The organism is Phenylobacterium koreense (assembly GCF_040545335.1).
Taxonomy (GTDB): domain Bacteria; phylum Pseudomonadota; class Alphaproteobacteria; order Caulobacterales; family Caulobacteraceae; genus Phenylobacterium; species Phenylobacterium koreense.
In genome coordinates this window covers 312,617-334,364 of sequence record NZ_JBEPLU010000002.1, presented here as the reverse complement: position 1 = coordinate 334,364, position 21,748 = coordinate 312,617, and the positions used below count along the sequence as shown (strand labels likewise).

Below are 21,748 nucleotides of genomic sequence, written 5' to 3'. Positions count from 1 at the left end.
CACAAATCGCCGCATCGCAACATGGCTCTTTGATCAAGCCTCCGTGCAATCGGATCGCTGGCGTCTGTGGACCCCTATCGCCTTCGGCGGAGGTGCGGGGATTTATCTGGCGTTGCCGGCCGAGCCCATCTCCGCCGTGGCTTTGGGCACGCTGGCCCTGGCCTTTGCCCTCATCCTGTCGGTCGGGCGTCTCGGGCTGCCCCGAGGCGCGGTTATCGGCCTGACGCTTGCCGCCTTCCTGCTGGGCGGATTTGCCGCGGCCAAGCTTAGGACCCAGACGGTCCGCGCCCCGATCGCGCCGGCCGGCGGCGGCATGCGGACCATCGACGGCTTTGTGGTCGACATCACCAATCCCGGCCAGGGCGGGCTGCGCCTGCTGATGGCGCCGATCCGGATCAGCGGCCTTGCGCCGCAGGAGACGCCGATCCGGGTGCGGATCACCCTTGGGGAGGGCGACTGGTTGCCGAGGCCGGGGGATGCCATCCGAGTGCGCGGTATGGTCAACGCTCCGCCACCGCCGGCGAGCCCGGGGTCCTACGATTTCGCGCGGGACGCATTTTTCGACGGCATCGGCGGTGTCGGGTTCGCGCTTGGCGAGGCCCGTCCCATCGACGGGCCGGCGCCTCCGGCGCGGCTCGCCCTGCAAATGAGGCTGAACGCGCTGCGCTGGGGGCTGGCCGAGCGAATCGTCGAGCAGATGGGCGCCTCAAGCGGAGGGCTGGCCGCGGCGATGATCACCGGCCACGAAGCTTTCGTGCCCAAGGAGCAGGTCGAGGATCTGCGGGCCTCCGGCTTGGCGCACATCATCTCGATCTCCGGGCTGCATATGGCCATCGTCGGCGGCTTTGCGTTCGGCGCCGTCCGCCTGCTTATCGCCGCCTGGCCGTGGATGGCGCTGCGGGTGTCCTCCAAGAAGGTCGCCGCCGTCTTCGGCCTGCTGGCGGTCGGCAGTTATCTGCTGATTTCCGGTGCGCCCAGTCCCGCCGAGCGCTCGGCCATCACTGCGGGGGCGGCCTTCCTGGCGATTCTGGCCGATCGGCGCGCGATCAGCCTGCACACCTTGGGCCTGGCGGCCCTTGTGATCCTCGCCTTCGAGCCCGAGGCGGTGATCCAGCCCGGCTTCCAGATGTCGTTCGCCGCGACCGCGGCCCTGGTCGCCCTGGCCGAGGCCTGGCCGCGGCCGCCGCGGGAGATCAATACGCCCTGGCCGATCCGCGCGGCCCAGGCGGTCGGCGTCTGGACCGCGGCCAGCATCGGAGCCAGCTTCGTGGCCGGGCTGGCGACCGGCCCGTTCGCCATGCAGCACTTCAACCGGGTTTCGACCTTCGGCCTGGCCGCCAATCTGCTGACCGCGCCGATCAGCTCCTTTCTGATGATGCCGGGCCTGGCGATCGGCGCCGCCTTGACGCCTTTTGGCCTGGGCGGACCATTCCTGTCGGCGGCGGGCCTAGCCATCGACACCATGAACATGATCGCCGGGTGGATCGCCGATCTGCCCGGAAGTCAGCGGATCTTCGCCAGCGCTCCGGCCTGGACCCTGCCGGCCGCCTTCATCGGTATCCTGTGGCTGTGTCTTTGGAGGGGGCCGCTCCGCTGGCTCGGCTTGCCCCTGGCCCTGAGCGTATGGCTATGCCCGCGCCCGCCGGCGCCGGACATTTGGATCGCCGCCGATGGTTCGACCGCAGCCGTCAGGCGAGGGGATCAGGCGGTGCTGCTGCGCCCCGACGCCAAGCTCTTCGCCGCCGAGCTTTGGGCCAGGCGGCGCGGCCTGACGCCGGCGGAGGGTTCGGCCGCGCGGGAGGTCGCCTTCGACTGCGATCGCTGGTCCTGCGCCCCGCGCCAGGGAAGCGCCGATCCGAAGGTCGCGGCGATCTTCACCCGCCGGGCCTCGACCATAGCGGCCAAGCAGCCGCTGTTTTGCGGATGGGCGGAGGTGGTTATCGTCCGTGGATCTGCCGAACCTTGCAGGAACGCGCTGACGCTCACCGAGGCGGACTTCGCCAGGGGCGGGTCGGCCGAGCTCTACAGAAGCCCGTCCGGCTGGCGGGTCGTGTGGGCCCAGGACCTGCGCGGCCAAAGACCCTGGACGATCAGTGGTAGCGGCGGATGAGGCCGACCAGCCGACCCTGCACCTGAACCTGGTCCGGTCCGAAGATGCGGGTCTCATAGGCCGGGTTCGAGGCTTCGAGCGCGATCGAAGCGCCTTTCTTGCGCAGGCGCTTCAGGGTGGCTTCCTCGCCCATCACCAGGGCCACGACGATGTCGCCCGAATTGGCGGTGTCGGTCTTGCGGATGACCACATAGTCGCCGTCAAGGATCCCGGCGTTGATCATGGAATCGCCCTGGATCTCGAGGACGAAATGCTCACCCGCGCCCAGGATCGTCTCTGGGACCGGAATCCGGTCGCGCTCCTGCTGGATGGCTTCGATGGGCGTGCCGGCGGCGATGCGGCCGAGGATCGGCAGCTCGCGCGTATCGTTGGCGATGGGCAGGGCGTTCGGGTCGCCGCCTTCGACTACCTGGGGCTTGAACGGCGCGCGCCCCTTGGGCGGGGCGGTCGTCGTCGCCTGCTGCGGCAGCTTCACGACTTCGAGCGCGCGGGCCCGGTGCGGAAGACGGCGCAGGAAGCCGCGTTCCTCGAGCGCAGTGATCAGGCGGTGGATGCCCGACTTCGACGCCAAGTCCAGGGCCTCCTTCATTTCGTCGAAGGACGGCGAAACCCCCGTTTCCTTGATCCGCTCATGAATGAACATGAGAAGTTCGTGCTGTTTACGGGTGAGCATGGCTGTCGAGCCCTTGGAGAACAAAGCGCTAACGTCAGGAATGTTCTCTAGGTGTTCTTCATTAATGTCAAGTTACTGCTGAGCCCTTGAAAGGCTTAGGGTTTTCGAAGCTTGACGATAGGTCCGAGGCGACTCAGCCGAGCAGGGCGCGGGTCGCCGCCGTGACATCAGCCTGCCGCATCAGGCTTTCGCCGACCAGCATGGCGCGGGCGCCGACCTGCTCCAGCCGGGCTACGTCCGCCGCCGTGAAGATGCCGCTCTCGGTGACGAGGAGGGCGTCCTTGGGCGCCAGCGCCGCCAGGCGCTCGGTGACGGCCAGGTCGATCTCGAAGGTGCGGAGGTCGCGGTTGTTCACGCCGACCAGGGTGGCGCCGAGCTGGCCCGCGCGGGCCATCTCCTGCTCGTCATGGACCTCGACCAAGGCGTCCATGCCCAGGCGGGCGGCTTCCGACATCAACTCGGCGGCGAGCGCGTCATCGACCATGGCTAGGATCACCAGGATGGCGTCCGCCCCAAAGCCGCGGGATTCGGCCACTTGCCACGGATCGACCAGGAACTCCTTGCGCAGGGCCGGGATCGAGACCGCATCGCGCGCAGCGGTGAGGAAGGCGTCCGCGCCCTGGAAGCTCGGGGTGTCGGTCAGTACCGAGAGGCAGGCCGCGCCGCCGGCCTCGTAGGCGCAGGCCAGGGCCGGCGGATCAAAGTCGGCGCGGATCAGGCCCTTCGACGGCGAAGCCTTCTTGATCTCGGCGATCAGGGCGAGCTTGCCCGGCGCATGGGCGCGTTCGAGGGCGTGACGGAAGCCGCGAGGCGCCGAGGCGGCCTTGGCGGCGGCGTCGATGTCGGACTGGGATCGGGCTGCGCGGCGCGCGGCGACCTCTTCGCGCTTGTAGGCGGCGATCTTCGAAAGCACGTCGCTCACGCCGTCACCTGGACCAGCTTGGCGAGGGCGGCCTTGGCGCGTCCGTCATCGAGGATGTCGCCGGCCAGGGTGACGCCTTCGCGCAGGGTCTCGACCTTGTCGCCGACCAGGAACGCGGCGGCGGCGTTCAGGAGGACGATGTCGCGATAAGGGCCCTTGGCGCCGTCGAGCAGTTCGCGCAGCGCTTTGGCGTTGTCAGCGGGGGAACCGCCGCTGATGTCGGCCAGGGCCGAGCGGGGAAGGCCGACCGCTTCCGGCGTGATGGTGAAGAGGCGGACTTGGCCATCGCGATATTCGGCCACGCTGGTCTCGCCGGTCGTGGTCATCTCGTCCATGCCGCCGCCATGGACGACCCAGGCGCGCTCAGCGCCCAGGGCGCCCAGCACCCGCGCCAGCGGCTCCACCCAGCGGTCGGCGAAGACGCCCATGACCTGGCGCTGGGCGCCGGCGGGGTTGGTCAACGGGCCGAGCAGGTTGAAGATCGTCCGGAAGCCGAGATCGGTGCGGATCGGCGCCACGTGGCGCATGGCGCTGTGGTGGGCGGGAGCGAAGAAGAAGGCGACGTTCGCCTCGTCCAGCGCCCGGCGCTGCTGGTCGGCGTTGACGTCGAGGTTGACGCCCAGTTCGACGAGCACGTCGGCGGCGCCCGAGCGCGAGGAAACCGCTCGGTTGCCGTGCTTTGCGACCTTCAGCCCGCCGCCTGCGGCCACGAAGGCGACGGCGGTCGAGACATTGAGGGTGTGCAGGCCATCGCCGCCGGTGCCGCAGACGTCCATGACCTGGAAGTCGTGCTCCAAGGTGATCGCGGCCTTGCGCATGGCGCGGGCGCAGGCGGTTATTTCGCCGGTCGTCTCTCCGCGCATGCGCATGGCGGTGACCGCGGCGGCGATCTGGGCAGGGGTCGGCTCGCCGCGCAGGCAGGCGGCGAAGAACTCGCCGGCGTCCTCTTCGGTCAGGGTTCCGCCATCGGCCAGGCGGCCGAGAAGGGGCTTGAATGCGTCGGACATGTCTAGGCCTCAGCCTCCTCGGTGAGGCCCGTAAGCTTGAGGAAGTTGGCGAGCATGGCGTGCCCGCCCTCGGTGGCGATGGATTCCGGGTGGAACTGCACGCCATGGACCGGCCGCGACCGGTGGCTGAAGCCCATGATCTCGCCGTCCTCGGTCCAGCCGGTCACTTCCAGCACATCGGGCAGTGTCGACTTCTCGACGGAGAGGCTGTGATAGCGGGTGGCCGTGAACGGGTTCGGCAGGCCGGCGAAGATACCCTTGCCCTCGTGGTGGATCAGGCTGGTCTTGCCGTGCATCAGGGTCTTGGCGCGAACCACCTCGCCGCCGAAGGCCTGGCCGATCGCCTGGTGCCCGAGGCAGACGCCCAGGATCGGCAGGTCCTCCGGCGCGGCCGCCAGAAGGTCCAGGCAGATGCCGGCCTCGTTGGGGGTGCAGGGGCCGGGGGAGAGCAGGACGCCATCGGGTCGGAGGCCCAGGGCCTCCTCCACGCTGAGGGCGTCGTTGCGGTAGACGAGCGTCTCCGCGCCCAGTTCGTTCAGATAGTGAACCAGGTTGTAGGTGAAGCTGTCGTAGTTATCGATCACCAGGATCATGAGCTTCCTCTAGGCTCCAGCCGCTCCCGCGCCAAGCGATTGCGGGGATCGGTCGTTCGAAACATGCTGCGGCCATGACCCCAGGCGATTCCGCCCTCGATCGTGACCGAATGGTCTATGCCCGTGCGCTGCTGCGGATTCCGGTGGCTCGGGAGAGCGCCTGGCCGGCCCTGGCGGCGGCTGCCGCGGCGGCCCTGGCGGCTCTCGCCCTGGCGGCGGCGATGATCACCGCGCCGCCCGTCACCACCACCCACGTGGTGCAGCGCGACCTCTAGAGCACGATGCGATCAGACGGAATCATCTGATCGTTGAATCGTGCTCTAGATTCAAAGTTTGAGCGCGTTCTAGTCGCAAAACCGGTTTCCACTTTTGCGGAACGCGCTCTAGACGAAGCGCCAGGATTCCTCGGCGGCGCGGCGCAGGGCGCGGGCCTTGTGCAGGGTCTCGTCGTACTCGGCGTCGGGATCGGAGTCGGCCACCACGCCGCCGCCGGCCTGGACGTACATCTGGCCGTCCTTGAAGCAGGCGGTGCGCAGCACGATGCAGGTGTCGACCGAGCCGTCGGCGCCGAAATAGCCGACCGCGCCGGCATAGGCGATGCCGCGCTTCTCAATCTCCAGCTCGTCGATGATCTGCATGGCCCGCACCTTCGGCGCGCCCGACAGGGTGCCGGCGGGCAGGGCGGCCATCAGCACGTCGACCGGGTCCAGGCCCTCAGGGGCGTCGCCCTCGACGTTGGAGACCAGGTGCATGACGTGGCTGTAGCGCTCGACGAAGAACGAGTCGGTCACACGCACCCGCGGCGCGCGGCTGGCCGCCGCCGGCTCGTTGGCGCCGGCGCTCTTCAGCATGGCCACTCGGCCGACGTCGTTGCGGCCCAGGTCCAGCAGCATGAGGTGCTCGGCCCGCTCCTTCGGGTCGGCCTTCAGCTCGGCCTCCAGCGCGCGGTCCTCCTCGGGGGTGGCGCCGCGCGGGCGGGTGCCGGCGATGGGGCGGATGGTGATTTTGCCGTCGCGCAGCCGCACCAGGATCTCCGGCGAGGAGCCGGCGAGCTGGAAGTCGCCGAAGTTCAGGTAGAACAGGAACGGCGAAGGGTTCATGCGCCGCAGCGAACGATAGAGCGCGAACGGGTCGCGCTCGAAGGGTGCGCGGAACCGGTGGCTCGGCACCACCTGGAAGATGTCGCCGGCCAGGATGTAGTCCTTCGCCCGGGCGACGATCTGGCGATAGTCCTCGCGGCTCACCGGCGTGGTGAAGCGGTCCGGCTCGGGACCGGCGTTTCCGGTCAGGGCCGGCGCGGAGGTCTTGAGGTCGGCGACCACCTCGGCAAGGCGAAGCTGAGCGTCGTCATAGGCCGCGCGGGCGGTGATCTCCGAGGGGCGCACGGTCGTGACCAGGATGATCTCCTGGGCGATGGCGTCGAAGATCGCGACCATGGAGGGCCGGATCATCAGTCCATCGGGCAGGTCCAGCGGATCGGGATTGATGTTCGGCAGCTTCTCGACCAGCCGGATCATGTCGTAGCCGATCGCGCCGAACACGCCGGCCGACATCGGCGGCAGGCCCTCGGGTAGGTCCAGCCGCGAGCGGGCGACGAGGTCGCGCAGCGAATCCAGCGCTCTGCCGGCCTGCGACTGGAATCGGCCGGCCTCGATGTCCGGACCCACGGCGATTTCCGCCTTGTCGCCGCGGCACCTCCAGACAAGGTCGGGCTTCATGGCGATCACCGAGTAGCGTCCGCGGTGCGCGCCGCCTTCGACCGACTCGAAAAGGAACGCGTAGGGCCGGCCGTGGGCGATCTTCAGGTAGGCCGAAACCGGCGTCTCCAGATCGTCGATCAGGCGGGTCCAGACGACCTGCGGCGCGCCTTGAGCATACTTCGCCTCAAAGTCCGCAAACGCAGGGTCGATCGTCACTTGGCCTTCTCCGCCTTGCCCGCCGTGGCGGGCGCCTTTTCTTCTTTGGTCAGGGGCGGCAGGCCGAGGGCCGCACGCGCCTTGTCGGGATAGATTCTCGCGCCGACTTCGGTCCGGGCCGCCTTGCGGGCCGCCACGCCAAGGTCCTGGAACAGCGCCATGGTCACCTGCGGGCGCACTTCCTCGGTGATGCGGGCGACGGTCGGGCCGGTCGGGGCGCGGACGGCCTCCAGCTTGCCGACGATCAGGCCGAACTGGGTGTGCTCGGCGGTGAACACGTCACCGGGCTTGGCGCTGAAGGCCTTGCCAAGTCCATCGCGGGAAAGCTGGGTGCTCTGGGCTGCGGTGCGGCGATCGAGGTTGGTCACATGGACGACCTTGGCGCCGGCGGCGGCTGCGACGGTCTCCAGGCTCTCGCCCTTGCGCACGCGGGCGGCGAACTCGTCGGCGCGCGCCTGCATCCGCTTGACCATCTCGCGCATCATCCAGAACCGGGTGAGCTGCGGTTTGACCTCGGCGAGCGGGGGCAGGGCCTTCGGGATCACCCGATCGACGCGGACGGCGAAGTAGGAGCCTTCGCCGGCGTCCTGCAGCTCGCTCTCGGCGCCAGCGGCCAGGCCGAAGGCGGTCTCGAGCATCTTCGGAGTGACGCCCTGCAGGGGCTGGCCCTGCTGGCCCTGGCCCGCCTGGGTGACCGGGCCGATGGTCACCGCCGGCACGCCGGCCTTCTTGGCGGCGTCCACGAGGTTGGCGCCTTCGTCGCGGGCGGCCTCATAGGCCTGGGTGAGGGCGTAGACCTTCTCGGCCGCGGCGTCCTTGCGAACCTCGGCCTCGATCTGCGGCCGGACCTGTTCGAGGGTGACGGCCTGGCCGGGAGTGACCTTGGTCACCTTGACCACCGCCATGCCCAGGTCGCCCTGGATCGCCGAGGAGACCTGGCCGGCCTGCAGGGCGAAGGCCGCGACGCCGACGCGTTTGTCGGAGACGGCGCTTTGCGGCTTGTCGACATAGCTCACCGCCTCGACGCCAAGCGACTTGGCGATGGCGGCGGGATCTTCGCCCTTGGTCAGGCGCGCGGCGACGGCCTGGGCGGTGGCGGCGTCCTTGACGGGAATCTGGACCAGCGAGCGGGTTTCCGGACGCGACAGGGTATCCTTGCGGAAGTCGAAGCGCTTCTTCACCTCGGCCTCGTCGACCGGGATCTCGCCGGAAAGCTGGGCGGGCGTGAAGGCGACGACGGTCAGAACCCGGAACTCCGGCAGCGTCAGCCGGTCGGCGTTTTCCTTCATCAGCGTCGTGAGCTGGGCGTCGGTCGGCTGCGCGGGCGGCTGCACGCTGCGCGGGTCGATCACGAAGTAACCGACGTCGCGCGCCTCCAGCTCGAAGATGGCGCCGAGCGCGCTATAGGCCCGCGGCACGTTCAGGCCGTTGAGCATGGCGGTGCCGACGTGCTGCACGGCGATCTGGTCGCGCATCAGGTTCTCGAACCGAGCGGGCGTGAAGCCGTTCTCGCCCAGCCGCTGCTGATAGAGCTCTCTGTCGAATGCGCCGGAGATCGGATTGAAGAAGGCGGGAATCTTCCGCAGCTCGGCTTCCATCAGCCGGTCGGAAGGCCGAATCCCGATGCGGCTCAGCATTTCGCCAAAGGATTCGCGGGTGGCGATCTCTTCCAGGAGGCGGCGGTCGAGCCCGGCCTGGACGGCCTCCTCGATGCTCACCGGACGCTTGGCCTGCTCCTCGGCGTTCTTGCGGAAGTTGTCGAACTCCTGGCGGAAGACGGGGCCGGACACCCGACGCGAGCCCGCACGGACCACATCGTTGGTGTAGTTGCCCTTGAACGCGTCATTGACGCCGAAGATCGCGAAGCTGACGACCAGGAGGCCGATCAGAACCGCGGCGACCCAGGATTTGGCGAAGTTGCGTGTGGCGGACAGCATTTGACCTACCGGGAGCCCTTTCGGCGCGAACGTGGAACGGCGGGTATAGTTGAGGCGGCTTCCCCCCCGCAAGCGCGTGACAGAACAAGCCGCTTGGCTTAACGCCGCTGCGACCCATCAAACACGAGGCAGGACATGACGTCACCGACCCCTTTGATCGCCGGCAATTGGAAGATGAACGGACTGGCTTCAGGCCTGTCCGAGGCGCAGGCCGTCGCGGCGGGGATCGGAGCGTCCAAGGCCCGGGTGGCGATCTGCCCGCCGGCGACGCTGGTCGAGCGCGCCGCCGCGGCTCTTAAGAACACCAAGGTCGCGGTCGGCGGCCAGGACTGCCGCGCCGAGGTTTCCGGCGCCTTCACGGGCGACGTCGCCGCCGAGATGCTTGCTGACGCCGGCGCCAGCCTGGTGATCCTGGGCCACTCCGAGCGCCGCGCCGGCTACGGCGAAACCGACGCGGTCGTGGCGGCGAAGGTCGGCGCGGCCCTGCGTGCGGGCCTGGAACCGATCATCTGCGTCGGCGAAACCCTGGACGAGCGCAAGGCCGAGCGCGCCATCGAGGTCGTCACCGCCCAGGTGAAGGGCTCGCTGCCTGCCGAGCTGGCCGGCAAGGCGTTCTCGGTGGCGTATGAGCCGGTCTGGGCCATCGGCACCGGCCTGACGCCCACCACCCCCGAGATCGAAGAGATCCACATCGCCATCCGCGCGACTCTGGTCGAGCGCTTCGGCGAACACGGCAAGACCGCGCCGATTCTCTACGGCGGCTCGGTGAAACCCTCGAACGCGGCCGAAATCCTCCATGCGGCCGAAGTCGGCGGCGCCCTGGTCGGCGGCGCCTCCCTGAAGGCCGAGGACTTCCTGGGAATCATCAACGCACTCTAGATCCTGGGCGCTTATGGGTCCCGGTCTCGCTTCGCAAACCGGTATGACACAGTGGTCGGAGCGGCGTGGCCCCTAGCCGACGGGTCAGCCCTCCGAGGGCCCCTTCAGCTCGACCGTGTTGCCTTCGGGATCGAGCACATAGATGGACGGACCTTCGCCCTCGGCGCCGTAGCGGGGGCCTTCATCGGCGATCCGGATGCCGTGTGCGGCCAGGTGCGCGCGGATGGCCGGCTCGTCGAATGGCCGGATAGCGAGGGCGAAGTGGTCGAGATTGCGCCCCTCCTTGCCGGGAGCAGCCCCGCCGACGGCGCCGAGCTTCCCGTCCACGGTCACCAGATCGATGAGTGAAGCGCCGGCTCGAATATGCGTGAGGCCAAGTTCGGGCCGGTCCCAGTTGACCTCACAGCCCAGGACGTCGCGATAGAAGGCGATCATCGCGTCCTTGTCGACGACGCGAAGGACGATGTGGTCGAAACCGGCGGGGCGGATCGGGTGGGTCATATCGATCAGCTAGGATCGGCAGTCCCCGGCGGCTAGAGCAGCAGGCCGAAAAGCCGGCAGTCGCGGTGTTCGCCGTCGCGCAGCACATGGCCGCGCAGCAGGCCTTCCTGTTCGAACCCCAGCTTCTCCAGAACCGAGTCGGAGCGCTTGTTCCCAAGGTGGGTGCGGGCCGCCAGCCGCCGCACGCCCTTCGCCGCAGCGAAGGAGATGACCGCCCGCATGGCCTCCAGGGCGTAGCCATTGCCCCAGGCGCCGCGTCCGAGCAGAAACCCGATTTCCCCGCGCTTGTGCCACCAGTCGATGTCCGAGAGATCGCAGGCGCCGATCACCTGGTCGTCCTCGAGGGCGCGGATGGTCCAGTGAAAGGCGCGCCCGGCCTCCACCGCCGCCACCTGGCCCTCGACGATGGCGCGCACCAGGTCGGGATCGTCGATTTCCGGGACGTCCCAGTGCGCCATCACCTCCGGATCGTTGAGGATCGGGAACAGCCATTGAGCGTCGGCGGCCTCCAAGGGACGCAGGCGGAGACGTTCGGTTTCGAGTATCATGGACTTGCCTGCCCGATGCGACGCCCTAGCTATGGCCTTATGCGCCGCCTAGTGGTAGAGCGCGCGCTTCATTTCGGCGCGGGTTTCCGGCCGGAGGCATTGGATAGGTCATGCTGCTCGGCATTCTGCTCACGGTTCACGTCCTCGTCTGCATCGCGCTGATCGCGGTGGTCCTGCTGCAGCGCTCCGAAGGCGGCGCGCTTGGCATGGGCGGCGGCAACGCCGGCTTCATGACGGCGCGTGGGGCAGGGGACCTCCTGACCCGCACCACCTGGATCCTCGGTTCGATCTTCTTCGTGCTCAGCCTGGTGCTGACCATGCTGGCCGGCCAGCAGCGCGGCTCATCGTCGGTCGTCGACCGGATCAAGGTCCAGGGCATCGACATGGGCAAGCTGAACCAGCCCGCAGCTCCGGCTCCAGCCGCCCCGGCGCCGACCAGCCCCAGCGACGCTCCCGCGCCGCTGACCGCCCCGACCCCGCAGGTCCGCAATCCCTTCACCGGCGCAGCCCAGCCCGCGCCGGCGCCCGGCCAGACCGCGCCCGCCCCGACCGCGCCGTCCAACCCCTAAGCCCCAGAGTGATCGTGAATCTCGACCAAAAGCCGCTTCGGCGGCTCGTTTGGCGTTTGTGCGCCGTTCCGAAAGCTGAACAACGGCTTCAATCCACAAGCTTCGGCGATACGTCGCAGAGCTTTCTGTCCGAATCACTGGTACTCTGAACGCCCATGGCCCGGTACATCTTCATCACCGGCGGCGTGGTTTCCTCTTTGGGAAAAGGTCTCGCGTCCGCCGCCCTTGGCGCGCTCCTGCAGGCTCGCGGCTACAAGGTCCGCCTTCGCAAGCTGGACCCCTATCTCAACGTCGATCCGGGCACGATGAGCCCCTATCAGCACGGCGAGGTCTTCGTGACCGACGACGGCGCCGAGACGGATCTCGACCTGGGGCACTACGAGCGGTTCACCGGGGTGAACGCCACCAAGGCGGACAACATCACCACCGGCCAGATCTACAAGACCATCATCGAGAAGGAGCGCCGCGGCGACTATCTCGGCGCGACGGTCCAGGTGATCCCTCACGTCACCGACGAGATCCGTAACTTCGTGCTCTCCGATCCGGGCGAGGGCGTCGATTTCGTCCTGGTGGAGATCGGCGGCACGGTCGGCGACATCGAGGGTCTGCCGTTCTTCGAGGCGATCCGCCAACTGGGGCAGGAACTGCCGCGTGGCCACGCCTGCTACATCCATCTGACGCTGCTGCCGTACATCAAGACGGCGGGCGAGATGAAGACCAAGCCGACCCAGCACTCCGTGAAGGAGTTGCGGTCGATCGGCATCCAGCCCGACATCCTGCTCTGCCGCTGCGAGCAGCCGATTCCGGCGAGCGAGCGCCGCAAGATCGGGCAGTTCTGCAATGTGCGGGAAAGCGCCGTGATCCAGGCGATGGACTCGCCGAACATCTATCACGTGCCGCTCGACTACCACGCCCAGGGGCTGGACCGCGAAGTGCTCTCGGTCTTTGGCCTGCTGGACACCGCGCCCGCCCCGGACCTCTCGCGCTGGCAGTCGATCTCGAACACCCTGACCAATCCGGACGGCGAGGTGAACATCGCCATCGTCGGCAAGTACACCGGCCTGACCGACGCCTATAAGTCGCTGGTCGAAGCCCTGGTGCACGGCGGAGTCGCCAACAATGTCCGCGTCCGCTTCGACTGGATCGAGGGCGAGGCCTTCGAGCGCGAGCAGGGGCTGATCTCCGAGCGGCTGACCGGCGTGCACGGCGTGCTGGTGCCCGGCGCCTTCGGCGAGCGCGGCTCGGAAGGCATGATCCGGGCGGTCCAGTTCGCCCGCGAGCACGAGATTCCCTATTTCGGCATCTGCTTCGGCATGCAGATGGCGATGATCGAGGCGGCCCGGAACCTCGCCGGCATCAAGCACGCGTCCTCGACCGAGTTCGGCCCGACCTCGGAACCGATCGTCGGCCTGATGACCGAGTGGGTGCGCGGCAACCAGCGCGAGATGCGCCGGGAAGGGGACGATCTCGGCGGCACCATGCGCCTAGGGGCCTACGAGGCGGTGCTGACGCCGGGCTCCAAGGTCTCGGAGATCTATGGCGCGACCACGATCAGCGAGCGCCATCGCCACCGCTACGAGGTGAACATCACCTATCGCGAGGCGATCGAGGGAACCGGCCTGGCCTTCTCCGGCCTCTCGCCGGACGGCGTGCTGCCGGAGATCTGCGAGCGGGGCGATCACCCGTGGTTCGTGGGCGTCCAGTTCCACCCGGAACTGAAGAGCCGCCCCTTCGACCCACACCCCTTGTTCACCGGCTTCATCGGGGCCGCGAAGGAACGCAGTCGGCTGGTCTGACGCTCCTTACATAGGACGTGGTCGCGAACCTCGGTCTTCTCCCGCTTGGGGAGAAGGATTGAGCCGCGTCTGGCCCCGAAGGGGAGGGATGCTATTCTTCCCCATGCTCTCCCGCGACGACATCCGCCGGATCGCGCTGGCGCAACCGGAAGCCTATGAGGCCGATCACTTCGGGATGCCGTCGTTTCGGGTCGGCAAGAAGATCTTCTGCACGATCCACCAGGATCAGCCTCGGACGATGCTCAAGCTGGACGTCGAGGATCAAAGGAACCTGCCGAGGACGCGCCGGGCGTGATCGAGCCGGTTCCCGGATACTGGGGCCGGCAGGGCTCGACCTTCGTCTGGTTCGAGAAGATCGGCGAAGAGCGATTCGCTGAATTGATGCGCATGGCCTGGGTTCAGGTCGCACCAAAGCGCCTGATCAGTAAGTTTTCTTCCAACGCTTGATATTCGAAGGGTTATCGGGCATAGACCCGCGCTCACGTCGGCGGCCCCGTTCGGCCGCCGTCTCCGTTTTTCACGCCTGCGAGATTATCCGATGGCCGTTCCGAAGCGAAAAGTATCCCCCTCGCGGCGCAACATGCGGCGCGCGCACCACGCCCTGGGCGCCAACTCCTATGTCGAAGACAAGGAAACCGGCGAACTGAAGCGTCCGCACCACGTGGACCTGAAGACCGGCATGTACAAGGGCCGCCAGGTCATCACCCCGAAGGCCGACTAAGGCCAGCGGGCGGGGGCCTTCCGCCCCAGCAAAGCTTTCGACCCCGTCCGGTTCACCGGGCGGGGTTTTGCTTTTTGGCCATGCCGGCGTGTTTGCCCCTGGGGGCGAAGGCCGCTAAACGATCCGGCGCCTTCCCAAAACGCCTGGAGCTCCCATGACCGAAATCGTCGACATCACGGCCCGCGAAATCCTCGACAGCCGCGGCAATCCGACGGTGGAGGTCGATGTCATCCTCGAGGATGGCTCGCTCGGCCGCGCGGCCGTGCCCTCCGGCGCTTCGACCGGCGCCCACGAGGCGGTCGAGAAGCGTGACGGCGACAAGAGCCGTTATGGCGGCAAGGGTGTCCTGGCAGCCGTCGAGGCCGTCAACGGCGAGATCTACGACGCCCTGTCCGGTTTCGACGCCGAAGACCAGCGCCGCCTCGACCAGCGCCTGATCGAGCTGGACGGCACCCCGAACAAGAGCCGCCTGGGCGCCAACGCCATCCTCGGCGTCAGCCTGGCCGCCGCCAAGGCCGCCGCGATCAGCGCCGACCTGCCGCTCTACAAGTACGTCGGCGGGGTCTCGGCGCGCGTGCTGCCCGTGCCGATGATGAACATCATCAATGGCGGCGCCCACGCCGACAATCCGATCGACATCCAGGAATTCATGATCCTCCCGACCGGGGCCTCGACCTTCGCCGAGGGCCTGCGCATGGGCGCGGAGATCTTCCACGGGCTGAAGAAGGCCCTCAAGGACGCTGGCCACAATACCAACGTCGGCGACGAGGGCGGCTTTGCTCCCAACATCGGCTCGGCTGAAGAAGCCCTGGCCTTCATCGTGAAGGCGGGCGAGGCGGCCGGCTACCGCGCCGGCGAGGACTTCCAGCTCGGCCTCGACGTCGCCTCGACCGAGTTCTTCAAGAACGGCAAGTACGTCCTGGAAGGCGAGGGCAAGACCCTCGATCCGGCCGGCATGGTCAAGTACCTGGAAGGTCTGGTCGGAAACTTCCCGATCGTGACCATCGAGGACGGCGCGGCCGAAGACGATCTCGAAGGCTGGAAGCTGCTGACCGACGCCCTCGGCGGCAAGGTCCAACTCGTCGGCGACGACCTCTTCGTGACCAACCCCGCGCGCCTCTCCATGGGCATCGAGAAGGGCCTGGCCAATTCGATCCTGGTGAAGGTCAACCAGATCGGCACGCTGTCGGAGACCCTCGACGCTGTCGATATGGCGCACCGCGCGGCATACACCGCCGTGATGAGCCACCGTTCAGGCGAAACCGAGGACTCGACCATCGCCGACCTGGCGGTCGCCACCAACTGCGGCCAGATCAAGACCGGGTCGCTGGCCCGTTCGGACCGCACCGCCAAGTACAACCAGCTGCTGCGCATCGAGGAAGAACTGGGCGACCAGGCGATCTATCTCGGCGCCAAGGCGCTCAAGCGCCTCTAAACCGCCTCAGGGCGAGCGGAAAGATTTGCTTCTCCGCTCGCCTTTTGCGCTTTGTGTAACTGGAAATTAAGCACGTTCGCGTGAAATGCCTCCTATCAGGAGTGACAAGTTTCGATCGTGCTCGCTCGCCTTCGCACATATCTGCCGACAGCGGCGCTCGCCTTTCTGATCGTCTATTTCGGGTTCCACGCCTTTACGGGCGACCGTGGCCTTTTGTCGTCGAAACAAAGGGATGCGACCCTGGCGGCCAAGTCGCAGGAACTCGCGCACCTGCGCGCACAACGCCAGGATCTCGAAGCCCGCGCGCGGCTTTTGCGGGACACCAGCCTCTCCGCGGACCTACTGGAAGAACGTGCCCGTTCCCTGCTAGGTTTCGCCCACCCGAACGACTATGTGATCCGCGTGAAGCCCTAAGGGCGGATTCGACGTTTGATCGAAGAACCTAAGCGCGGAGCGTAACCGCGAAAATGCATTCCTACGGGAGAGACGAATGGCGCGTGGGCAAACTGGCTCCGCAGCTAGGCGGAAGACTCATGAAACCGGTGGCTCCGGCGCCCAAGAGGGCTCCGTAGGCCAGGATGAGCTCCTCCGCTACTACCGCGATATGCTGCTGATACGTCGCTTCGAGGAGCGGGCGGGGCAGCTTTACGGCATGGGGCTGATCGGCGGCTTCTGCCATCTCTACATCGGTCAGGAAGCCATTGCGGTCGGCGTGCAGTCGATCAAGGAGCAAGGCGACCAGGTCATCACCGGCTACCGCGATCACGGCCACATGCTGGCCTGCGGCATGGATCCCAAGGAGGTGATGGCCGAGTTGACCGGCCGCGCCGGCGGCTCCTCCAAGGGCAAGGGCGGATCGATGCACATGTTCTCGACCGCCGAGGACTTCTACGGCGGCCACGGCATCGTCGGCGGCCAGGTGGCGCTGGGCACGGGCCTGGCGCTCGCAAACCGATACCGCGACAACAAGAAGGTCGCCTTCGTCTATTTCGGCGACGGCGCGGCCAACCAAGGCCAGGTCTACGAGAGCTTCAACATGGCCGAGCTCTGGAGCCTGCCGGTGGTCTACATCATAGAGAACAACCAGTACGCCATGGGCACGTCGATCGAGCGGTCTTCCTCCGAGACCCGGCTCTTCAAGCGCGGGGCCTCGTTCCGGATTCCGGGCGAAGAGGTTGACGGCATGGATGTCCTGGCGGTGCGCGAGGCGGCCAAGAAGGCGGCCGAGCACGCCCGTTCGGGCGAGGGCCCCTACATCCTGGAAATGAAGACCTATCGCTATCGGGGCCACTCGATGAGCGACCCGGCGAAGTATCGCACCCGCGACGAGGTCGACGAGGTCCGCAAGACCCGCGACCCCATCGACCATGTGCAGGAACTGCTCTCGAAGAACGGCTGGGCCGACGAGGGGGCGCTGAAGGCCATCGACGCCGAGGTGAAGGCGATCGTCGCCGACGCCGCCGAGTTCGCGCGGACCTCGCCCGAGCCCGAACCATCCGAGCTCTATACGGACGTCTATCTGGAGGCCGCCGAGTGACCGACGTCCTGATGCCCGCGCTTTCTCCGACCATGGAAGAAGGCACGCTCGCCAAGTGGCACGTGAAGCAAGGCGATACGGTCAAGTCCGGCGACGTGATCGCCGAGATCGAGACCGACAAGGCGACCATGGAGGTCGAGGCGGTCGATGAAGGAACCGTCGAGGAGATCCTGATCCCCGAGGGCTCCGAGGGCGTGAAGGTCAACACGCCGATCGCCCGCCTGAGCGGCGACGGCGCGCCGGCCGCCAAGGCCCCGGCCGAAGCTCCGCCCGTCCAGTCGGCCGGCGATCCGGAGAAGAGCCAGCCCGAAACCGCGCGGCCCCAGCCCGAGGGCGAGGCCACGGCGCCGGTGACGCCGAAGGTCGAACTGCGGGACCCGGAAATCCCCGAGGGCGCCAAGCTGGTCAAGACGACGATCCGCGACGCCCTGCGCGACGCGATGGCCGAGGAGATGCGTCGGGACGACAAGGTGTTCCTGATGGGCGAGGAAGTCGCCCAGTACCAGGGCGCCTACAAGGTCTCGCGAGACCTGCTGCAGGAGTTCGGCGACAAGCGCATCGTCGATACGCCGATCACTGAATACGGCTTCGCCGGGCTCGGCGTCGGGGCGGCCATGGCCGGCCTGAAGCCGATCGTGGAGTTCATGACCTGGAACTTCGCCATGCAGGCGATCGACCATATCGTCAACTCGGCGGCCAAGACGCTCTACATGTCCGGCGGCCAGATCCAGTGCTCGATCGTGTTCCGGGGGCCCAATGGCGCCGCCGCCCGCGTGGCGGCCCAGCACAGCCAGGACTATTCGGCCTGGTACGCCCAGGTGCCCGGCCTGAAGGTCGTCGCGCCCTATGACGCGGCCGACGCCAAGGGCCTGCTGAAGGCGGCGATCCGCGACCCCAACCCCGTGGTCTTCCTCGAACACGAGATGATGTACGGCCAGGAGTTCGACGTCCCGGCGGACATCGACTGGGTCGTGCCGATCGGCAAGGCGAAGGTCCGGCGAGAGGGCAAGGATGTGACCATCACCGCCCACTCGCGGATGGTCGGCCTGGCGCTGAAAGCAGCCGAAGAGCTGGCTGCCGAAGGCATCGAGGCCGAGGTCGTCGACCTGCGCACCCTGCGGCCTCTGGATCACGAGACGATCGTCGAGAGCGTCAAGAAGACGAACCGCATCGTCACCGTCGAAGAGGGCTGGGGGCCGATGGGCGTCGGCGCCGAGGTGGTCGCCCGCGTGCTGGAACATGCCTTCGACTATCTGGATGCGCCGCCTACGCGGGTCCACCAGGAGGATGTGCCATTGCCTTATGCGGCCAACCTCGAGGCGCTTTCGCTGCCGTCGGTCGAGAAGATCGTGAAGGCGGCGAAGGCGGTCGCCTATCGGAAATGACGGCGCGGTCTCGTCCATGACGACGCTCGCGGGTCATTGCCACTGCGGCGCCATCCGGGTCGAGCTGGACCCCGGAAGGCCCGTGGACGAGCTGCCCCTGCGCTCATGCCAGTGCGGCTTCTGCCGCCGGCACGGGGCGCGGACCATGAGCGATCCGGCGAGCCGCCTGCACATCGAGGCCGCGCCTGGGGTCCTGAACCGCTATCGGTTCGGCGCCCGGGCCGTCGACGCGCTGCTCTGCGAAGAGTGCGGCGTCTACGTGGCTTCGGTCCTTCAGACCGATGATGGGCGACTACTGGCGACCCTGAATGTCGCCGGCGTCGATCTCGAAGGGTTCGGCGGGCGGACCGCCGAGCCCGTCAGCTACGAACACGAAACCCAGGACGAGCGGCTGGAGCGGCGCATGGCGCGCTGGACGCCAGCGGTGCTTGTCGAAGCCCTGCCCAGCGCCTGAGAAGCTTGAAGATGACCATTGATGTCCTGATGCCCGCGCTTTCTCCGACCATGGAGGAGGGCACGCTCGCCAAATGGCACGTGAAGAAGGGCGACGCCGTGAAGTCCGGCGACGTGATCGCCGAGATCGAGACCGACAAGGCGACCATGGAGGTCGAGGCGGTCGATGAGGGAACCGTCGAGGAGATACTGATCCCCGAGGGCTCCGAAGGCGTGAAGGTGAACACCCCGATCGCCCGCCTGAGCGGTGATGACGCCAGCGCGGCCAAGCCTGCTCCGGCGCCCGAAGCCCCTAAGGCCGAAGCGACCAAGGCTGAGGCGCCGAAGGCCGAGCCGGCCAAGGGCGAGCCCCCTCCGGCGGCTTCCGCCGAAGCACCCAAGGCGGCTGCGCCGACCCCGGCGCCGGCGCGCGTGGCCGGCGCACGCATCTTCGCCTCGCCGCTGGCCCGCCGCATCGCCGAGCAGAAGGGCCTGGATCTTGCGCAGATCGAGGGTTCGGGTCCGCACGGCCGGATCATCAAGCGCGACGTCGAAGGCGCGGCGCCCCGGGCCAAGGCGGCGCCCGTCGCAGCGGCCGCGCCGGCCGGCGCCCCGCGGCCGGTCCAGACCCTGGCGCAGATGGGCATCCCGGACGGAAGCTACGATCTCGTCCCCCTCGACGGCATGCTCAAGACGGTCGCCCGGCGCATGACCGACAGCTTCCGCGACGTGCCGCACTTCCCGCTGAACATCGACCTGGAGATCGACCAACTGCTGGCGGCGCGGGTGAAGATCAACGGCCTGCTGGAGAAGCAGGGTGTGAAGGTCAGCGTCAACGACCTGGTCATCAAGGCCGCCGCCCTGGCGCTGAAGCAGGTGCCGGAGGCCAACGCCTCCTATTCCCCCGAAGGCATCGCGATGCACCACCACGCGGACATCGCCATCGCCGTGGCGCTGGAGCATGGCCTGATCACCCCGATCATCCGCCAGGCGGAGACCAAGGGCCTGGCCCAGATCGCGCTGGAGGCCAAGGACCTGGCCGAGCGGGCCCGGAACAAGAAGTTGAAGCCCGAGGAGTTCCAGGGCGGCACCTTCTCGATCTCGAACCTCGGCATGTTCGGCATCAAGAGCTTCGCCTCGATCATCAACGAGCCTCAGGGCGCGATTCTGTCGGTCGGCGCCGGCGAGAAGCGGCCGGTCGTCCGCGGCGACCAGTTGGCGATCGCCACGGTCATGAGCGTGACGCTCACCTGCGACCACCGCGTGGTGGATGGAGCGATCGGCGCGCGCTGGCTCGCGGCCTTCAAGGCCCTGATCGAAGACCCGATCACGATGATCGTCTGAGGTGAGTGAAATGGATTTTGACGTCATCGTTATCGGCTCGGGGCCGGGCGGCTATGTGACCGCCATCCGGGCGAGCCAGCTCGGCTTCAAGACGGCGATCGTCGAGCGCGAAGCGCTGGGCGGGGTATGCCTGAACTGGGGGTGCATCCCGACCAAGGCCCTGCTCAAGTCGGGCGAGGCCTATGAAACCCTGGGACATCTGGCCGACTACGGCCTGAAGGTCGAGAAGGCGAGCTTCGACTTCGGCAAGGTGATCGAGCGATCGCGCAAGGTCGCGGGCCAGCTGAACTCCGGCGTCGGCTTCCTGATGAAGAAGCACAAGATCGAGGTGATCGAAGGCGTCGCCAAGCTCGAGAAGGGCCAGGGCGCGCCGAAGGTCGTCGTGGCCCTGAAGGCCGGCGGATCGCGCACGGTCCAGGCCAAGCATGTGATCCTCGCCACCGGCGCGCGGGCGCGGACGATCCCGGCCATCGGGCTCGAGCCGGACGGCGAGCGGGTCTGGACCTATCGCGAGGCGATGGTCCCCAAGGCCGCGCCCAAGTCGCTGATCGTCATCGGTTCCGGCGCCATCGGGATCGAATTTGCGAGCTTCTATCGCGCGCTCGGCTCGGACGTGACGGTCGTCGAAGCGCTGCCGCGCATCCTGCCCGTCGAGGACGAGGAGGTTTCCAAGACCGCGCACAAGGCGTTCGAGAAGCGGGGGCTGAAATTCCGCGTCGGCGCCAGCGTCAAGAAGCTCGCAAAGTCCAAGACCGGCGTGACCATCGACCTGGAGGCCGGCGGCAAGGCCGAAACCCTGGAGGCCGAGGTCGCCATCGTGGCGGTCGGGATCGTCGGCAATGTCGAGGATATGGGCCTGGAGGCCTTGGGCGTGAAGATCGAGAAGACCCACGTGGTCATCGACGACCATGGCGCGACCGGCGTGCCGGGCCTCTACGCCATCGGTGATGTGGCCGGTCCGCCCTGGCTCGCCCACAAGGCCAGCCATGAAGGCGTTCACTGTATCGAGCATATCGCCGGCCTGAAGCCGACCAACCTGTCCTCCCCGATCCCGGGCTGCACCTATTCCAACCCGCAGATCGCCTCCGTCGGCCTGACCGAGGCGCAGGCCAAGGAGCAGGGGATCGAGGCCAAGGTCGGCCGCTTCCCCTTCCGCGTGAACGGCAAGGCCATCGCGTCCGGTGAGACCGAGGGCTTCGTGAAGACCATCTTCGACGCCAAGACCGGCGCCCTGATCGGGGCCCACATGATCGGCGCGGAGGTCACCGAAATGATCCAGGGCTTCACCCTGGCGATCACGATGGAAGCGACCGAGGCCGAGTTGCAGGCGACGGTGTTCCCGCATCCGACCATGAGCGAGGCGATGCACGAGGCAGCGCTCGACGCATACGGACGGGTGCTGCACCTCTAGGCTCGGCCGACGCCCTTCGCTCAGCGCGAAGG

The 21,748-nt window shown here is 67.6% G+C and carries 23 protein-coding genes; 15 read left to right on the top strand and 8 right to left on the bottom strand.

Annotated features, from left to right (window positions below; all coding sequences use genetic code 11):
- Positions 1-43: 43 nt before the first annotated feature.
- Positions 44-2,110 carry a ComEC/Rec2 family competence protein gene (locus ABID41_RS13415; RefSeq protein ID WP_354297851.1) on the top strand — a complete coding sequence of 689 codons (2,067 nt, stop codon included), beginning with the start codon at positions 44-46 and terminating at the stop codon, positions 2,108-2,110.
- Here the strand turns inward: ABID41_RS13415 and lexA are convergent.
- The 4 genes from lexA to ABID41_RS13395 form a co-directional block, all read right to left on the bottom strand.
- Entirely contained in the window at positions 2,091-2,783 is a 693-nt protein-coding gene (gene lexA, locus ABID41_RS13410) for a transcriptional repressor LexA (RefSeq protein ID WP_331932843.1), read from the bottom strand. The genes ABID41_RS13415 and lexA overlap by 20 nt on opposite strands.
- 133 nt (positions 2,784-2,916) lie before the next feature.
- Positions 2,917-3,705, bottom strand: coding sequence for an indole-3-glycerol phosphate synthase TrpC (gene trpC / locus ABID41_RS13405; protein WP_354297850.1), 789 nt, complete (start codon positions 3,703-3,705; stop codon positions 2,917-2,919).
- Complete coding sequence (trpD, locus tag ABID41_RS13400) at positions 3,702-4,712, bottom strand: anthranilate phosphoribosyltransferase (RefSeq protein ID WP_354297849.1); 1,011 nt, start codon at positions 4,710-4,712, stop codon at positions 3,702-3,704. Before trpD ends, trpC begins: the two co-directional genes overlap by 4 nt.
- Positions 4,713-4,714: 2 nt before the next feature.
- On the bottom strand, positions 4,715-5,305 hold the full coding sequence (locus ABID41_RS13395; protein ID WP_331932846.1) for an anthranilate synthase component II: 591 nt from the start codon (positions 5,303-5,305) through the stop codon (positions 4,715-4,717).
- Positions 5,306-5,379: 74 nt separating this feature from the next.
- Between ABID41_RS13395 and ABID41_RS13390 the strand changes: the two genes are divergently transcribed.
- Positions 5,380-5,580 carry a hypothetical protein gene (locus ABID41_RS13390; RefSeq protein ID WP_354297848.1) on the top strand — a complete coding sequence of 67 codons (201 nt, stop codon included), beginning with the start codon at positions 5,380-5,382 and terminating at the stop codon, positions 5,578-5,580.
- 108 nt (positions 5,581-5,688) lie between these two features.
- Here ABID41_RS13390 and trpE read toward each other — a convergent pair whose 3' ends face one another.
- Complete coding sequence (gene trpE, locus ABID41_RS13385; protein ID WP_354297847.1) at positions 5,689-7,221, bottom strand: anthranilate synthase component I; 1,533 nt, start codon at positions 7,219-7,221, stop codon at positions 5,689-5,691.
- Positions 7,218-9,158, bottom strand: coding sequence for a peptidylprolyl isomerase (locus ABID41_RS13380; protein WP_354297846.1), 1,941 nt, complete (start codon positions 9,156-9,158; stop codon positions 7,218-7,220). The genes trpE and ABID41_RS13380 overlap by 4 nt, the downstream gene beginning before the upstream one ends.
- A gap of 135 nt (positions 9,159-9,293) precedes the next feature.
- Between ABID41_RS13380 and tpiA the strand changes: the two genes are divergently transcribed.
- Positions 9,294-10,037 carry a triose-phosphate isomerase gene (gene tpiA, locus ABID41_RS13375; RefSeq protein ID WP_354297845.1) on the top strand — a complete coding sequence of 248 codons (744 nt, stop codon included), beginning with the start codon at positions 9,294-9,296 and terminating at the stop codon, positions 10,035-10,037.
- An 84-nt stretch (positions 10,038-10,121) separates the two neighbouring features.
- On the opposite strand, the gene ABID41_RS13370 is transcribed toward tpiA, so the two are convergent.
- Together ABID41_RS13370 and ABID41_RS13365 are read right to left on the bottom strand one after the other, a co-directional pair.
- Entirely contained in the window at positions 10,122-10,538 is a 417-nt protein-coding gene (locus ABID41_RS13370) for a VOC family protein (RefSeq protein WP_354297844.1), read from the bottom strand.
- A 32-nt stretch (positions 10,539-10,570) separates the two neighbouring features.
- On the bottom strand, positions 10,571-11,086 hold the full coding sequence (locus tag ABID41_RS13365) for a GNAT family N-acetyltransferase (protein WP_331932852.1): 516 nt from the start codon (positions 11,084-11,086) through the stop codon (positions 10,571-10,573).
- A gap of 110 nt (positions 11,087-11,196) precedes the next feature.
- Between ABID41_RS13365 and secG the strand changes: the two genes are divergently transcribed.
- From secG to lpdA, 12 genes are all read left to right on the top strand, one after another.
- Positions 11,197-11,655, top strand: a complete 459-nt coding sequence (gene secG, locus ABID41_RS13360) for a preprotein translocase subunit SecG (RefSeq protein WP_354297843.1) — start codon at positions 11,197-11,199, stop codon at positions 11,653-11,655.
- Positions 11,656-11,810: 155 nt separating this feature from the next.
- Positions 11,811-13,451 carry a CTP synthase gene (locus tag ABID41_RS13355; protein ID WP_354297842.1) on the top strand — a complete coding sequence of 547 codons (1,641 nt, stop codon included), beginning with the start codon at positions 11,811-11,813 and terminating at the stop codon, positions 13,449-13,451.
- Between the two features lie 88 nt (positions 13,452-13,539).
- Positions 13,540-13,746, top strand: coding sequence for an MmcQ/YjbR family DNA-binding protein (locus ABID41_RS13350; protein WP_354297841.1), 207 nt, complete (start codon positions 13,540-13,542; stop codon positions 13,744-13,746).
- Positions 13,743-13,898, top strand: coding sequence for a hypothetical protein (locus ABID41_RS13345; RefSeq protein WP_354297840.1), 156 nt, complete (start codon positions 13,743-13,745; stop codon positions 13,896-13,898). Before ABID41_RS13350 ends, ABID41_RS13345 begins: the two co-directional genes overlap by 4 nt.
- Before the next feature lie 91 nt (positions 13,899-13,989).
- Positions 13,990-14,172, top strand: coding sequence for a 50S ribosomal protein L32 (gene rpmF / locus ABID41_RS13340; RefSeq protein WP_331930039.1), 183 nt, complete (start codon positions 13,990-13,992; stop codon positions 14,170-14,172).
- Between the two features lie 154 nt (positions 14,173-14,326).
- Positions 14,327-15,607 carry a phosphopyruvate hydratase gene (gene eno / locus ABID41_RS13335; protein ID WP_331930041.1) on the top strand — a complete coding sequence of 427 codons (1,281 nt, stop codon included), beginning with the start codon at positions 14,327-14,329 and terminating at the stop codon, positions 15,605-15,607.
- Positions 15,608-15,724: 117 nt separating this feature from the next.
- On the top strand, positions 15,725-16,021 hold the full coding sequence (locus ABID41_RS13330) for an FtsB family cell division protein (protein WP_331930043.1): 297 nt from the start codon (positions 15,725-15,727) through the stop codon (positions 16,019-16,021).
- 76 nt (positions 16,022-16,097) lie between these two features.
- The gene (gene pdhA, locus ABID41_RS13325; protein ID WP_354297839.1) at positions 16,098-17,144 is read left to right on the top strand and encodes a pyruvate dehydrogenase (acetyl-transferring) E1 component subunit alpha; all 1,047 of its coding nucleotides are present in this window, start codon (positions 16,098-16,100) and stop codon (positions 17,142-17,144) included.
- Entirely contained in the window at positions 17,141-18,529 is a 1,389-nt protein-coding gene (locus tag ABID41_RS13320) for a pyruvate dehydrogenase complex E1 component subunit beta (protein ID WP_354297838.1), read from the top strand. The genes pdhA and ABID41_RS13320 overlap by 4 nt, the downstream gene beginning before the upstream one ends.
- A gap of 16 nt (positions 18,530-18,545) precedes the next feature.
- Positions 18,546-18,983, top strand: a complete 438-nt coding sequence (locus ABID41_RS13315; protein WP_354297837.1) for a GFA family protein — start codon at positions 18,546-18,548, stop codon at positions 18,981-18,983.
- Positions 18,984-18,994: 11 nt separating this feature from the next.
- On the top strand, positions 18,995-20,305 hold the full coding sequence (locus ABID41_RS13310) for a pyruvate dehydrogenase complex dihydrolipoamide acetyltransferase (protein ID WP_354297836.1): 1,311 nt from the start codon (positions 18,995-18,997) through the stop codon (positions 20,303-20,305).
- Between the two features lie 10 nt (positions 20,306-20,315).
- Positions 20,316-21,716 (top strand): dihydrolipoyl dehydrogenase, encoded by a 1,401-nt coding sequence (gene lpdA, locus ABID41_RS13305; protein WP_354297835.1) that lies wholly within the window; start codon positions 20,316-20,318, stop codon positions 21,714-21,716.
- Positions 21,717-21,748 lie beyond the last annotated feature (32 nt).

Bases quoted from the DNA above. Each gene is read 5' to 3' on its own strand.
- lexA (WP_331932843.1), bottom strand. From the start codon at position 2,783: ATGCTCACCCGTAAACAGCACGAACTTCTCATGTTCATTCATGAGCGG.
- trpD (WP_354297849.1), bottom strand. From the start codon at position 4,712: ATGTCCGACGCATTCAAGCCCCTTCTCGGCCGCCTGGCCGATGGCGGA.
- ABID41_RS13395 (WP_331932846.1), bottom strand. From the start codon at position 5,305: ATGATCCTGGTGATCGATAACTACGACAGCTTCACCTACAACCTGGTT.
- ABID41_RS13390 (WP_354297848.1), top strand. From the start codon at position 5,380: ATGACCCCAGGCGATTCCGCCCTCGATCGTGACCGAATGGTCTATGCC.
- ABID41_RS13380 (WP_354297846.1), bottom strand. From the start codon at position 9,158: ATGCTGTCCGCCACACGCAACTTCGCCAAATCCTGGGTCGCCGCGGTT.
- tpiA (WP_354297845.1), top strand. From the start codon at position 9,294: ATGACGTCACCGACCCCTTTGATCGCCGGCAATTGGAAGATGAACGGA.
- ABID41_RS13370 (WP_354297844.1), bottom strand. From the start codon at position 10,538: ATGACCCACCCGATCCGCCCCGCCGGTTTCGACCACATCGTCCTTCGC.
- ABID41_RS13365 (WP_331932852.1), bottom strand. From the start codon at position 11,086: ATGATACTCGAAACCGAACGTCTCCGCCTGCGTCCCTTGGAGGCCGCC.
- secG (WP_354297843.1), top strand. From the start codon at position 11,197: ATGCTGCTCGGCATTCTGCTCACGGTTCACGTCCTCGTCTGCATCGCG.
- ABID41_RS13355 (WP_354297842.1), top strand. From the start codon at position 11,811: ATGGCCCGGTACATCTTCATCACCGGCGGCGTGGTTTCCTCTTTGGGA.
- ABID41_RS13350 (WP_354297841.1), top strand. From the start codon at position 13,540: ATGCTATTCTTCCCCATGCTCTCCCGCGACGACATCCGCCGGATCGCG.
- rpmF (WP_331930039.1), top strand. From the start codon at position 13,990: ATGGCCGTTCCGAAGCGAAAAGTATCCCCCTCGCGGCGCAACATGCGG.
- eno (WP_331930041.1), top strand. From the start codon at position 14,327: ATGACCGAAATCGTCGACATCACGGCCCGCGAAATCCTCGACAGCCGC.
- pdhA (WP_354297839.1), top strand. From the start codon at position 16,098: ATGGCGCGTGGGCAAACTGGCTCCGCAGCTAGGCGGAAGACTCATGAA.
- ABID41_RS13315 (WP_354297837.1), top strand. From the start codon at position 18,546: ATGACGACGCTCGCGGGTCATTGCCACTGCGGCGCCATCCGGGTCGAG.
- ABID41_RS13310 (WP_354297836.1), top strand. From the start codon at position 18,995: ATGACCATTGATGTCCTGATGCCCGCGCTTTCTCCGACCATGGAGGAG.
- lpdA (WP_354297835.1), top strand. From the start codon at position 20,316: ATGGATTTTGACGTCATCGTTATCGGCTCGGGGCCGGGCGGCTATGTG.